This window comes from Vibrio sinaloensis (assembly GCF_000808535.1).
GTDB classification, from domain to species: Bacteria; Pseudomonadota; Gammaproteobacteria; order Enterobacterales; family Vibrionaceae; genus Vibrio; species Vibrio sinaloensis_D.
Genome location: NZ_JWLV01000048.1, coordinates 126,220 through 140,646, shown reverse-complemented (window position 1 = coordinate 140,646; position 14,427 = coordinate 126,220). Strand labels below are relative to the sequence as shown.

Below are 14,427 nucleotides of genomic sequence, written 5' to 3'. Positions count from 1 at the left end.
ACTGAACGATGACGCGATAGAGACGCGACCGAACCCAACATAAAAAAGCGCCCACCGATAGGTGAGCGCTTTTTATCAATCACTTACAAGACTAGCTCAATTTATGCTGGCTCTTGGAAGATCACTTGTGCCGCTTTCTTAGTGTACTGTTCCATTTTGTGGAAGTTTAAGTAGCGGTATGTATCTGCTGCTGTTGCATCGATTTGCTTCGCGTATTCCAAGTACTCTTCCTTCGTTGGAATCTTACCTAGAATTGCGCCTACTGCTGACAGCTCAGCAGATGCTAGATAAACATTAGCACCTGTACCTAAGCGGTTCGGGAAGTTACGCGTTGATGTCGACATTACTGTTGCTTTGTCTGCCACGCGCGCTTGGTTACCCATACATAGCGAACACCCAGGAGTTTCGATACGAACACCAGCGCGGCCGTAAATCCCGTAGTAACCTTCTTCTGTCAATTGATCGCGATCCATCTTCGTTGGTGGCGCGACCCATAGACGTGTATCGAGTGAACCACCCCACTGCTCTAGCAGCTTACCCGCGGCACGGAAGTGACCAATGTTAGTCATACAAGAACCGATGAAGACTTCATCAATTTGTGTGCCTTGAACCTCAGACAGAAGACGAGCGTCATCTGGATCGTTTGGCGCACATAGGATCGGTTGATCAATCTCTGCCAAGTCGATTTCAATGATGTGTGCATATTCTGCATCCGCATCCGCTTCCATCAACTCTGGGTTTGCCAACCACTCTTCCATCGCTGTGATACGACGCTCGATAGTACGACGGTCGCCGTAACCTTCCGAGATCATCCACTTAAGCATAGTGATGTTTGAGTTTAGGTATTCTTCGATAGACTCTTGAGACAGTTTCACTGTACAGCCGGCTGCAGAACGCTCTGCTGAAGCATCAGACAACTCGAATGCTTGCTCTACGGTTAGGTGCTCAACACCTTCGATTTCTAGTACGCGACCAGAGAATTCGTTGATCTTACCAGCTTTCTCAACCGTCAATAGACCTTGTTGGATTGCGTAGTAAGGAATCGCATGCACAAGGTCACGTAGCGTGATACCCGGCTGCATTTCACCTTTAAAGCGCACCAAAATTGACTCAGGCATATCCAATGGCATCACACCTGTCGCCGCTGCGAACGCAACCAAGCCAGAGCCTGCTGGGAATGAGATACCGAGAGGGAAACGAGTATGCGAGTCACCACCCGTACCTACCGTGTCCGGTAGAAGCATACGGTTTAGCCATGAGTGGATTACACCATCGCCCGGACGAAGCGATACACCGCCACGGTTCATGATGAAGTCAGGTAATGTGTGGTGTGTGTTTACATCAACTGGCTTTGGATACGCAGACGTGTGACAGAAAGACTGCATCACAAGATCAGCGGAGAAGCCCAGACACGCAAGGTCTTTAAGCTCATCACGAGTCATAGGACCGGTTGTATCTTGAGAACCTACTGTGGTCATCTTAGGCTCACAGTACTGACCTGCACGCACGCCTTCAACGCCACATGCTTTACCCACCATTTTCTGAGCAAGCGTGTAACCTTTGTCAGATGCAGTAGGATCAATCGGCTTAGCGAATAGGTCTGTTTCACCTAAACCAAGAGATGTACGAGCACGGCTTGTTAGACCACGACCAATGATCAGTGGAATACGGCCACCAGCACGAACTTCATCAAGCAGTACTTTGCTCAGTTCAAAGCTAGAAATTTCTTCGCCATTTTTACGGACAACACCTTCATATGGGTAGATGTCGATCACGTCACCCATGTTCATCTCTTGAACGTTCAGTTCAATAGGTAACGCACCTGAATCTTCCATTGTGTTGTAGAAGATAGGAGCAATTTTACCGCCGAGACAGATACCACCAGTACGTTTGTTTGGTACGAATGGGATATCTTCACCCATAAACCAAAGCACTGAGTTCGTCGCAGACTTACGAGAAGAACCTGTACCTACAACATCACCAACGTAAGCCAATGGAATGCCGTCTTTTTGTAGTTCTTCGATTTGTTTAATTGGGCCAACACTGCCTGGTTGGTCTGGGGTAATACCCTCACGCTCCATCTTCAGCATTGCTTTCGCGTGTACTGGAATATCAGGGCGAGACCACGCATCTGGTGCAGGCGATAGGTCATCGGTGTTCGTTTCACCAGTCACCTTGAATACTTTAACCGTGATCTTTTCGGCAACTTTCTCTTTCGCGGTAAACCACTCAGCGTCCGCCCAAGATTGTAGGACTTGCTGAGCAAACTCATTACCTGCTTTGGCTTTTTCTTCTACGTCATAGAAGGCATCAAACATCAGTAGCGTGTGAGATAGAGCTTTCACAGCGATAGGCGCTAGGGCTGCATCGTCCAACAGAGCGATGAGTGGCTCAATGTTGTAACCACCTTGCATTGTGCCTAAGAGTTCGGCTGCTTTCTCTTTGCTCACAAGTGGTGACGATACCTCACCTTTTGTGATTGCAGTCAGAAAGCCGGCTTTTACGTAAGCCGCTTCGTCAACACCTGGTGGAATGCGATTCTCAAGTAGGTCAAGAATGAACGCTTCTTCACCTTGTGGGGGATTTTTAAGAAGTTCCACAAGGCCTGCAACTTGCTCGGCATCTAGTGGTTTAGGAACAACTCCTTCGGCAGCACGCTCTGCGACGTGTTTACGGTAGGCTTCAAGCACGACTTTTTCCTCTCATTGCGGTTCCTCCCTCTTATTACTATTTATTCAAAAATATAAGGGAGTGAACATCCTTGGAAACTTGGCTCTCCTTGCCATATTTTTCATTCAGTTCTGAGTGAGAAACAGCGCCAGAGAGGCCAAACTGTGGGCGGTAGAATAGCAAATTTAACGTTAAATTAAAATCTCATCATTTTGACCAACATAGCAACTTAAGACTAAAGTTTTATGATTTTTATGCACTAAATCCTTTGATTCTCACAAGTTAAGAATCGCAATTGTGCATCTCTTTAGCCCGTTTTTACTTAAATGTTGTGCCAATTATTAGGTAGAAAGAATCATAGTTTCTTTCGGTTCGACCATAACCAAACATAATGGGTCCTACGGGTGAGTCAACACCAGCAAAGACAGACCCTGCCATATACAAAGGCAGGTCATTGTAGTCCAAGTCTGGATCCGACCAGACACCACCGTATTCGGCGGAAGCGCCAATATAAAACGGTGAGGTAAACAAGCCAAAATCGTTGTCAAACCATCGATATCGATAGACCACGCTACCGAAGGCTTTGTTTTGGCCGATCAAACTATTACGAGGAATACCAGACAAATGCAGGAAACCGCCGATTTCTCGCGGATCAATCGGTACTGATGAGTTTTTACTGGTGACAACACCGATGTCCAAATTTGCGACCAAAGTATGTCTCGAAAAGCTGTGCGCCGCCTTCAACACACCACTCATCTCATACGATGTGTCTTCGACTCTTTGATCCGTCACCAACTCTGTTGTTCCAACACTTTTATCGCGAGATATCAGATAATTGAGATCTAAATAGATCCCTTCTGTGGGCAAACTAAAGCTGTCTAAGGTGTCTATTCGATAATTAGCAAATGCCCCCAACCGCTTAAACTCTACATCTCCTAATAAAGGTAAACTGGACAGCTCACCGTCACCATCGGTGTATCGGACACCAAACTTTAGTTCTCGCCATAGCGTTTGCTGATAGCCGATGGCTGCTTCTGCTACCCATTCGGTGTAAGAAACGGGCAAATAGTTTTCAGTTGCTTCTAACGAGGTGTCCTCAAACCCTGTGAAAGGGGCATTGCGCTTTTCTTTGGTGTAGGCCAACTTAAATGTGGTAAACGTCTTCTGTCCAGAGAGAAACGGGCTGTACAGCTCTCCCTCGATCATCTTGTCAGTACCCATTTCAAGGTTGGTTCGAAGCTCAGCCCCATGCACATTCAAATCAGTAAAATTGGTCGACATACCAATTGAGTACTGACTGTCGGTACTGAAATCATCTTCAAGGAAAAAGCGGAAGTTGACGTAGTTTGGTCCCCAGGATTTTTCATCCACATCAATGACCAGAGTGTCGTTACCGTCTACCTCATCATAACGATACGAGACAAGTTCAAAGCGATCGAGCGCATACAAATCCTGCACACTTTGCTCAATCTCTTTCGTTGAATAAGTGTTGCCAGGCTCCAATGCCAAGCGGTTTTCCAATAACTTTTTGCTGTAGTGACTGTTGTTATTAATGACGATATCTTCGACGGCTATTTCATCGCCATAACGAAGATTTCTGCGCGCATCTTCTTTGTCATCCACATATTTTTGGTAGTCTGCTGAAGATAAACTGTAGCGCTTAATCAGGTCACGATTTTGCATGGCGGCTTGGTAGCCTTTGCGAAAGGCTTCGGGCATTTTATCGAACTCGGTGGTCTCCATGTCACCCACATCCGGTCGTAAAAACACATCCTCGTCAGTGAGGGTTTCGGCTTGACGGTTGGTCGTGCTACGAACCAGATAGTTGGACAATTGATCCGCCACAGTCAGAAAAGTAGTGAAGTCATCTTCTTCTTTGTAGTCGGTGCTGATATCCACCGCGATCACAACGTCTGCGCCAAGTTCACGCGCAACGTCTACAGGCATATTGTTAGTCACTCCGCCATCGACCAACATGCGACCATTCACTTCATACGGAGGGAGTGCTCCTGGGACCGACATACTCGCCATCATGGCATCAACCAAATAACCATTGCCGATAATGACCGGTTCCAGCTCGATAATATCGGTTGCGACAGAGCGATAAGGAATGGCTAAATCATCAAAAGAGACCAAAGGCGGTAAGTTTCCCGTTGTTTCGCGCAAAATCTTGAGCATCCCCTGACCTTGCACAATACCACGCGGAGCCCGCATTTCTCCCCAACGCAAACCAAGATCGGTGGTCAGTTGGTAGCGGTCTTCATACTCTTTATCTCGCACCCGTCGTTCACTGCGGTTCACGCGGTCGCGATAACCAGTGTTCCAGTCAACCGTATCGATGAAGCTTTCAATTTCATCAGCGCTCATCCCCGTGGCGTACAAACCACCTACGTATGCGCCCATACTGGTACCAGTAATAAAATCAACCGGCACTCGCATCTCTTCCAGAGCCTTTAAGACACCAATATGCGCAGCACCTTTTGCTCCACCACCCGCCAACACCACCGCGACTTTTGTGCGCGGTTCTGAGTGTTCGCTTTCTTGATATTCGGACTGCGCCAAAGCAGACACTGACCACAAGCCAGCCAATAACAACATAGCCAGTTTTTTCACACTAAAATCCTTTTGCTAATGAAGTGATGGAGCGTTAATCGAGTCTATTCTTATAACCCACTGATTACCATGTGAATAGTTTTTTTATCCATTGCGCAGGTTGATCATCACACTGTTGTTTGAATTTTCCATTTGCATCCCAGATAGGCAATTTAAACGAGTTTTGACAATCGAGTTGCAAGTTCCCTTGGGCAGATTTGGCGAACCCTACCGTACTAACATTCTGCGGCCAAGGTAGTGTTAGCTTCTCAGGAATGCGGTGCTTCAGGTATTCGGCATACACTCGCAACGCGCCACTTGAGCCTGTCAGTTTGGTCGGCTTGTTATCGTCTCGACCAAGCCAAATCGTCGTCACTTCGCGACCATCAACACCGACAAACCAACTGTCGCGAGTATCGTTACTGGTCCCAGTTTTGCCAGCAAGAGCCGCCCAGCCAAATTGACTATTGAGATAACGCCCCGTGCCTTCCAAAACTCCACGCTTCATCGCGTAGGTGGTGAGCCAAGCGGCTTGTTGATCGACCGTTTGCGACGATCGCGGCAGAGATTGGAATAGCACCTGACCATCAAGATCAACCACAGAGCGAAGTGCCGAAAGCTCAGCGCGACGCCCTGAGTTAGTCAGCGTTTGATACATCTGCGCCACTTGGAACGGCGTTAGGGTAAACGAGCCCAAAAACATCGAGGGCACCGGACGCACTTCGCTTCTGTCCACACCGAGTTTTTCTAGCGTATCGACGACGCTCGGAATGCCAAGCTGCATACCCAACTGAACCGTCGGCACATTGAGTGACTTCGCCAACGCCATGTAGAGTGGAACATCGCCACGGAATTTTCGATCGTAGTTGCGAGGGGACCAAACGGAGCCTTTGCTGCCTTTTAAGCTCAGCGGTTTATCATTCAAAGTGGTCGCGAGATTGTATTTATCTGGCTGCTCTAAGGCCGTTAAGTAGACCGCCGGTTTGGCCAGTGAGCCGATTTGTCGACTGGCATTTAGCGCTCGGTTAAATCCATCATAACCGGTCCGTTTACCACCTACCATCGCACGGATTTCACCGGTATGACGATCCACTGCAACCGCCGCGCCCTCCAGTGATTTACCCGCAACTTTACCTAGCTCGGGGACTTTCTTGGCAATGGCGGCTTCTAACTCTTGTTGCGACACAGGGTCGAGCGACGTAAACACTCTCAGACCGACATCCGATTGAAACGCATCACCGACTTTTTGGTTGAGTTCGATTTTAAGTTGCTGGAAATACGCAGGCTGCCGGCTCGCGATACGTGGATTGTCTTGGATATCAAGCGGTCTATCCGCAGCCATTTCAAACTGATTGGCACTCAAGATACCTTGCTGCATCATCAAGCGCAGGACGAGATCGCGTCGTTCTTTCGCTCGTTCAGGAAAGCGCACTGGATTGTAATACGACGGTCCTTTAACCATACCGACTAGCAGCGCAAGCTGGTCAATACGAAGCTCTTGGATCGGCTGACCAAAATACAGACGCGATGCCAAACCAAACCCGTGGATGGCCTCACCACGGCTCTGTCCTAAATACACTTCGTTCAAATAAGCTTCAAGAATACGATCTTTGCTGTATCGATAATCGAGAATCAGCGCAATGTAGGCTTCACGAACTTTACGCCACAAGGTTCGGTCGCTAGAAAGGAAGATGTTTTTCGCTAGCTGTTGCGTTAACGTCGAGCCGCCTTGTACTGTACGACCCGCTTTTACGTTAGCCACCAATGCCCGCGCAATCGCTAAGGGTGACACGCCATCATGTTGGTAGAAGTTTCGGTCTTCTGTCACGAGAAGCGCATCAACCATCACTTCAGGGAACTGGTCACGACGCAAAAACAGTCGTTGCTCATCATGATTTTTCTCTAGCATACCGAGCATTTTCGGCTCAATACGAAGGTACCCCATGTCACCTTTTTGCTCGAGAGACTCAATACGCGTTAACTCGCCTTGATTGAAATGCAGCATCACATGACGATCTGGCTCTGGTCCATCCGTAAACTCGAACGGACGACGGATTAACTCTATCTTGGTCGAAGACGAAGAGTACTCACCGGGATAACGAGGTTGACGCACTTTTCGATAATTCAGCACATCCAACTCATTACGCACTTCTTGAATGGAAATCGCGTCTCCGGGTGTTAAGTGTAAAATACGCGCGTAAACCACTGTCGGTAAGTCAAACAATTGCCCCTCAAAACGCTGTTTGACCACACTATCTAAATAGATGCCGACAAACAGTAAAACGGCCAATCCTGCTAGCCCCAACTTCCAACTGATTCCCCACAAGGTTTTCAACCATGTTCGCTGAGCTTTGGCTTTTGGCGTGCGTTTTTTTGTCGTACTGGCACGCTTGCGAGCGGGCTTTTTGGTCGTTTTCGCTTTGCTGATCGTGGTGGTGTTTTTCTTGGTCATGATTACTGATTTAACTGTCTTTTGGTCTTAGTTGTCGCGATATGGGTTGCCGGGTCGTCAGGCCAGACATGCTTCGGGTAACGCCCTTTCATCTCTTTTTGCACCTCTTTATAGGCACCTTGCCAAAAACTGGCGAGATCCCGCGTCACTTGCAAAGGACGCTGAGCTGGAGACAGCAGCTCTAACACAATGGTCTTTCGACCAAGAGCAATTTGAGGTGAAGTTTGCTCACCAAAGACTTCTTGCATCCTTACCGAGAGCACAGGCTCTTGGCCTTGTTGATAGCGAATCGCTTTCTTCGTGCCTGTCGGTAATGTGTAATGTGTGGGTAGCCACTCTTCGATCTCTTGATTAAGCGGCCAACCGAGAAACGCCGTCAATGCAGCCAGAACATCCACTTTCCCAAGAGCTTTGACCGAGCTCACACCCGTCAAATAAGGCTCTAACCAAACATCGAGTTGCTCAAGCAAAGCGACATCCGACAATTGAGGCCAATTGTGTTCCGGCAGCCAGTCCGCCGCACAGCGAAATCGCTCTAGCTCCGCGACACTTTTTGGCGTCCAATTTAATACTGATAAGCCTTTACGACGAATAAAATTGAGTAAAGCTTGCGTCATTTTTTCGTTTGATGGCTCTGGAAGCGCCACTTTTGAAACAATGAGCTTGCCTAATTTTTGCTGGCGCTCTGCGACTAAGCGTCCCTTTTGTTCATCCCAATCAACGACATCCAGATCAATAAACGCATCTGGGCACATCTGTTCAAGTTGATGAATGTCGAGTTCGATCGCCGAGAAAATAGTTGAAGAATCAGAGTGGCTGCGCATCAGCTCAATCGCCACAATATAATCACAACTTGATAGCCCTTCTTCCATGCGCATTTCTCCGCCGTGGCCATTGGCAAGTAGAAAGCGTCCGACTTGATTGTCTCGAGCCTTGGCAATGCGATCAGGAAAAGCAGTAGATAACAGCACTGCGACCAAGGATTCATCACAGCGCGACAACGAAAAGTCTGCCGATAATTTTTTCGCCAAGGTGCGCGCACGCTGTTCAACCAGATGTTGCTTGGCGTGTTTCCCTTGCTTAAAGCGATGAACGCTGTGAGAAAAATCGACTTGATTACGCTCGGGCTCTTCAAGCAGCGCCGCAACCATCACTCCAGAATCAATACATTGGTGAGCCTTCGCCGTCGAGAGCATCGCGGCAATACGCGGCTCTACGCCAAGCGTCACCGCAAGCGATCCCGTTTGGGTCAGTTGCCCCTTCTCATCGAGCAGATGCAACGATCTCAACAGGGTGCGCGCCTGCTCAATGGCACTTTTTGGCGGGGTATCGAGCCAGAGCAAATCATTCACATCCTGCGCTCCCCACTGGGTGAGCTCAAGCGCTAGGTTTGCCAAATCAGAATGAAGAATTTCCGCAGGGGGCACATCCGGCTGCTGATTGAGTTGGCTCTCACTATATAAGCGCACACAAATGCCCGCTTCCAAACGCCCTGCTCGACCGGCACGTTGCTCGGCTGAAGATTTGGCAATACGAACTTGCTCTAGGCGTGTTACGCCACTTTTTAGGTCGAACTTGGCCACCCGCTCAAGCCCCGAATCCACCACCAAACGTATGCCTTCAATGGTCAACGAGGTCTCCGCAATATTGGTTGCCAACACCACTTTTCTCTTGCCGGGCTCCGCGGGTTGAATCGCCATTTGCTGCTGAGCAAAATTTAACTGGCCATAAAGGGGGCAAATTTGAATGTCTTGAGGCAAGCCAGCCAGTCTTTCTTCCACGCGTTTAATCGCAGCCACACCAGGCAAAAATGCAAGCAGAGAGCCGCTCTCTTGATTCATTAAGCTAGCGATTTGCTTGCTCATTAGCTCTTCAAGGCGATCATTGGCTTTCCCAGGCTGATAGCGAAACTCAACCGGATAGCTTCGACCTTGAGATTCGATATAACGCGCCTCAGGAAGCAATCGACACAGCGCCGCTTGATCGAGCGTTGCCGACATCACCACTAACTTAAGATCATCACGCAGCGCTTCTTGAATCTCTAAACAAAACGCAAGTGCCGTATCGGCATGGATGCTGCGTTCATGAAACTCATCAAACAGAATGAGATCCACTCCGTTCAACTCAGGATCCGACTGAATCATGCAAGTTAGGATCCCTTCTGTCACTATCTCTAGTTGGGTTGTGGCACTCACTTTGGTTTCACCACGAACTCGATATCCTATTCGCTGGCCCACACTCTCGCCCAATTGCTCAGCCAAATAACGCGCAATATTACGCGCCGCCAGCCTTCTGGGTTCTAGCATGATGATTTTGCCCGCGATTACCCCTTGCTTGACGAGCTGTAAGGGGAAATGGGTCGATTTACCCGCGCCGGGGGCCGCTTTGAGGATCAGTTGAGCGCAGTCGCGAACACCCGAGAGTAACTCAGGCATCACGCCTTCAATAGGCAGTTGTGACAATGGGAAAGCCTTGTGGTGTAATGTTGGCAACTATTGTACATAAAAACAGTGCCAAATGAAGTTCGAGCCCGCATTAGAACCTGCCACACTTATTCAACGATACAAGCGCTTTCTCGCTGATATTACCTTGCCTGATGGCAGTGAGCGCACCATTCATTGCGCCAACACCGGAGCGATGACGGGGTGTGCTACGCCCGGCAATGCCGTGTGGTATTCCACTTCCGACAACCCTAAACGTAAGTACCCCAACAGCTGGGAGTTGACCGAAACAGCACAAGGGCATCGCATTTGTATAAACACCGCACGAGCGAACCAATTGGCAGTAGAAGCTATCCAATCAGGTACCATCGGTGAGCTGCAAGGGTATGATCAACTTCAAACAGAAGTAAAATATGGCAATGAAAATAGTCGAATCGATATCTTGCTCAATTCAGAAAATAAACCAAAATGCTATATAGAAGTTAAGAGTGTCACCTTACTGGACGAAAAACTTGCTGGGCAAGGTTATTTCCCCGATGCTGTCACGACAAGAGGCCAAAAGCATCTGAGAGAACTCTCAGAAATGGCACAAAGTGGACATAGAGCGGTACTTTTGTTCACTGTTTTACATTCGGGTATTGAAAAAGTGTCTGCCGCACACCATATAGACGCCAAATATTCACAATTACTGAAAACTGCGCAAGAACAAGGGGTGGAAGTCCTGTGCTACAAGGCCAAACTTTCCAACTCAGAGATGAAACTGGTCAACGCAATTGAATTTATCAATTGACAGAAAAAGTGGTGTCACCTTCACATTGACAACAACTTTACGATTCAGAGTTTGCCTCGATAAGTTCTTTTTGCTATAGATACCCGCCTTAAATTAACTGCGAGCGCAGTTGACTAGGTGTTAGTAGGAGATGCTGCATGCCAGAATCAAAGAAAAAAGCGCTAGGCATCCTAGCCATTGCAGGGGTTGAGCCATATCAAGAGAAGGCTGGTGAAGAATACATGTCACCAGAGCAAATGGCTCATTTTACAAAAATTTTGACAGCTTGGCGCAACCAGCTCAGGGAAGAAGTTGATCGCACTGTTCACCACATGCAGGATGAAGCAGCGAATTTCCCAGATCCAGTTGACCGCGCGTCTCAAGAAGAAGAGTTCAGCCTTGAACTTCGAAACCGTGACCGTGAGCGCCGTCTAATCAAGAAGATTGAAAAGACACTAAACAAAATCGAAGAAGATGAGTTTGGTTTCTGTGATTCTTGTGGCATTGAGATTGGCATTCGTCGTTTGGAAGCCCGTCCAACTGCAGACCTTTGTATCGACTGTAAAACACTTGCAGAGATCAAAGAGAAACAAATGCAAGGTTAATCACCTCCATTCTGTTAATTATAAAGGGAGCATTCGCTCCCTTTTTGGTTTAGTGAATCGCTATGAGTTACATTGGCCGTTTTGCCCCATCACCCTCTGGACCTTTGCACTTTGGCTCCTTAGTTGCCGCGTTAGGCAGTTACTTCCAAGCCAAGTCACAGCAAGGTCAATGGTTGGTTCGAATTGAAGATCTTGACCCTCCGAGAGAAATGCCCGGGGCGGCTAGCTTGATCCTTGAGACACTGGAAGCGTACCAACTGCATTGGGATGGCGAAGTCGTTTATCAAAGTCAACGCCATGACTTATACCAGCACCAAATCGAACACTGGCTGCAATCAGGTCAAGCCTACTACTGCCAATGTACACGCAAACAAATCAAAGCAATGGGTGGCTTTTATCAAGGCACTTGCCGTGATTTAACACTCAATCAGCCAGATAATTGTGCCATTCGCCTAAAAATGACACATCCTATCTATCAATTTGAAGATGAGAAGCACGGTCAACTGACGATTCCAACCGCCCTAGCAGATGAAGATTTCATTATAAAACGCCGCGATGGGTTATTTGCTTACAACCTTGCGGTAGTATTGGATGACATTGACCAAGGCATCACGGAAGTGGTTCGTGGCGCCGACCTGATTGAACCTACAGGACGCCAAATTAGCTTGTATCATATGCTAGGCGAAGCGCCTGTGAGCTATCTTCATCTTCCACTGGCGCTAGGAGACAATGGTCAGAAGTTGTCCAAGCAGAATCATGCGCCAGCCATTGATAATCGCAATCCAAAGCCCGCTCTGTTAGACGCAATGCGCTTTTTAGGCTTTGAAATGCCACAAGATATCAAACAGCTGAGCGTGAGTGAGATCATTGATTGGGGCGTTAAAAATTGGCACTTGCAGCAGTTGCCAGCATCGATCGAGATCACACCAAGATTCTCAAACCGCTCGCCGTAAGCTATTATTAGCCGCAAATTCGCCTTATTAGGCACAAATTAAGCCTGTAGCAAGGTTGGTTTTCACCATATTATTGCCAGATGCACATGAACAAAAACGACGATACACCAAGCGAAAAGAACATATACCCAGAGCTTTCTCTGAATATCATCACTCGCCAAGAGCACAACGTCTCTCGTAAGAAGATCAGTGATAATGCACTGAAAGTGCTGTACAGACTTCATGGAGCAGGCTTTGACGCATATCTTGTTGGGGGCGGAGTTCGAGACCTTCTACTCGGCCAACAACCAAAAGACTTTGACATTGCGACCAACGCAACGCCAGAGCAAATTCGCCAGTTATTTAAAAACTGTCGCCTAATCGGACGCCGATTCCGTCTCGCGCACATTATGTTTGGTCGCGATATCATTGAAGTAGCCACATTCCGCGGTCACCACCAAGAACCGAGCAAGAACGTTTCTCAGCAATCCAAAGAAGGAATGCTGCTCCGTGACAATGTGTACGGCACTATTGATGAAGACGCCGAGCGTCGCGACTTTACCATCAATGCGATGTACTACAGCATTGCCGACTACTCAATTCACGATTATGCAGGCGGCGTCGAAGATCTTGAAGACAAATTGGTTCGTCTGATTGGCGATCCTGAAACGCGTTATCGCGAAGATCCAGTCCGTATGCTGCGCGCAATTCGATTCGCGGTAAAATTAGACTTCGACATCGAGGAAGATACCGCAGCGCCAATCGAAGAGATGGCAGTCTTACTGCGCGATATTCCACCAGCACGACTCTACGAAGAATCACTCAAGATGCTGCAATCAGGCCACGGTCTAGAAACCTACCACCTGATGCGTGAATACAACTTGTTTCAACAGCTGTTCCCAACCATCGCCGAGTTCTTCACTGAAGAGTACGACTCACCAACTGAGCAGATGCTAGATTTGGTTTTCGATTCGACCGATCAACGTATCGAAGAAGGTAAACGTATCAACCCTGCGTTTATGTTCGCCGCCATGCTGTGGTATCCGCTACAAGCAAAAGCGCAGCAGTTGATGGAGAAACGCAAACTCGCTTACTACGATGCAATCATGGAAGCGAGCAACCAGGTTCTCGATGATCAAGTTCGTTCCATCGCCATTCCACGTCGCCACACTGCAACCATCCGCGAGATTTGGCAACTGCAACTTCGCATGCCTCGCCGTAATGGTAAACGAGCGTTCCGCCTAATGGAGCTCAATAAGTTCCGTGCGGGCTTCGATTTCTTAGAAATGCGCGGTGAAATTGAGCAAGGCGAAACCCAGCAACTCGCCAAATGGTGGGAAACCTTCCAAAATGCGGGTCGCAACATGCGTCAAGCCATGGTGGCTGATTTAGATGCCAGCAGCGATGAAAAGCCAAGACAGCGTCGCCGTAAAACGTATCGCAAGAAAAAGTCGAAAGCATCATGATAAACACCGTCTTTATTGCGGTTGGTAGTAATCTTGCCGATCCTGTTACTCAAGCGAATGAAGCCATTCAAGCGCTCAAAAGCCTGCCTCGCTCAGAGTTTGTACGAGCCTCTAGCTTATACAGCAGTACGCCCATGGGGCCGCAGGATCAGCCTGACTACATTAATGCCGTTGTTGAAATAAAAACAGAATTAACGCCACTTGAGCTACTCGATTGCACACAAGCCATTGAACTAGAACAAGGGCGCGTCCGTAAAGAAGAGCGCTGGGGCCCAAGAACCTTAGATCTCGATATCATTCTTTACGGCAATGAGGTGATTGATTCGGAGCGTCTCGTCGTTCCCCACTATGGAATGAAAGAGCGCGAGTTTGTGCTCTACCCGCTTGCCGAAATCGCACCAAATTTAACCCTCCCATGTGGGACCAGACTGGAAGACTTACTTAAAGTCGTTGAGCAAAACGGTCTGCGTATTTGGCAATCATAGCCAACTCCTATAAGG

Annotated in this window: 9 protein-coding genes; 5 read left to right on the top strand and 4 right to left on the bottom strand. The window is 48.2% G+C overall.

The window, feature by feature from the left end; all coding sequences use genetic code 11:
• Positions 1 to 101: 101 nt before the first annotated feature.
• The 4 genes from acnB to hrpB form a co-directional block, all read right to left on the bottom strand.
• Positions 102 to 2,690, bottom strand: a complete 2,589-nt coding sequence (acnB, locus tag RJ47_RS19450; RefSeq protein WP_039486326.1) for a bifunctional aconitate hydratase 2/2-methylisocitrate dehydratase — start codon at positions 2,688 to 2,690, stop codon at positions 102 to 104.
• A gap of 298 nt (positions 2,691 to 2,988) precedes the next feature.
• On the bottom strand, positions 2,989 to 5,268 hold the full coding sequence (locus RJ47_RS19445) for a patatin-like phospholipase family protein (RefSeq protein ID WP_052237994.1): 2,280 nt from the start codon (positions 5,266 to 5,268) through the stop codon (positions 2,989 to 2,991).
• Between the two features lie 79 nt (positions 5,269 to 5,347).
• Entirely contained in the window at positions 5,348 to 7,714 is a 2,367-nt protein-coding gene (mrcB, locus tag RJ47_RS19440; protein WP_039486323.1) for a penicillin-binding protein 1B, read from the bottom strand.
• A 2-nt stretch (positions 7,715 to 7,716) separates the two neighbouring features.
• Positions 7,717 to 10,176, bottom strand: coding sequence for an ATP-dependent helicase HrpB (hrpB, locus tag RJ47_RS19435; RefSeq protein WP_039486322.1), 2,460 nt, complete (start codon positions 10,174 to 10,176; stop codon positions 7,717 to 7,719).
• Between the two features lie 55 nt (positions 10,177 to 10,231).
• Here hrpB and sfsA point away from each other — a divergent pair, with 55 nt between their 5' ends.
• The 5 genes from sfsA (at position 10,232) to folK (ending at position 14,412) form a co-directional block, all read left to right on the top strand.
• Positions 10,232 to 10,945: a DNA/RNA nuclease SfsA gene (sfsA, locus tag RJ47_RS19430; RefSeq protein WP_039486320.1), complete on the top strand. Its 714-nt coding sequence runs from the start codon at positions 10,232 to 10,234 to the stop codon at positions 10,943 to 10,945.
• Positions 10,946 to 11,082: 137 nt separating this feature from the next.
• Positions 11,083 to 11,529 (top strand): RNA polymerase-binding protein DksA, encoded by a 447-nt coding sequence (dksA, locus tag RJ47_RS19425; RefSeq protein WP_005475686.1) that lies wholly within the window; start codon positions 11,083 to 11,085, stop codon positions 11,527 to 11,529.
• Between the two features lie 62 nt (positions 11,530 to 11,591).
• Entirely contained in the window at positions 11,592 to 12,482 is an 891-nt protein-coding gene (gene gluQRS, locus RJ47_RS19420; protein WP_039486318.1) for a tRNA glutamyl-Q(34) synthetase GluQRS, read from the top strand.
• A gap of 80 nt (positions 12,483 to 12,562) precedes the next feature.
• The gene (gene pcnB / locus RJ47_RS19415) at positions 12,563 to 13,927 is read left to right on the top strand and encodes a polynucleotide adenylyltransferase PcnB (RefSeq protein WP_039486315.1); all 1,365 of its coding nucleotides are present in this window, start codon (positions 12,563 to 12,565) and stop codon (positions 13,925 to 13,927) included.
• Positions 13,927 to 14,412 (top strand): 2-amino-4-hydroxy-6-hydroxymethyldihydropteridine diphosphokinase, encoded by a 486-nt coding sequence (gene folK / locus RJ47_RS19410; protein ID WP_039486427.1) that lies wholly within the window; start codon positions 13,927 to 13,929, stop codon positions 14,410 to 14,412. Before pcnB ends, folK begins: the two co-directional genes overlap by 1 nt.
• Positions 14,413 to 14,427: the final 15 nt, after the last annotated feature.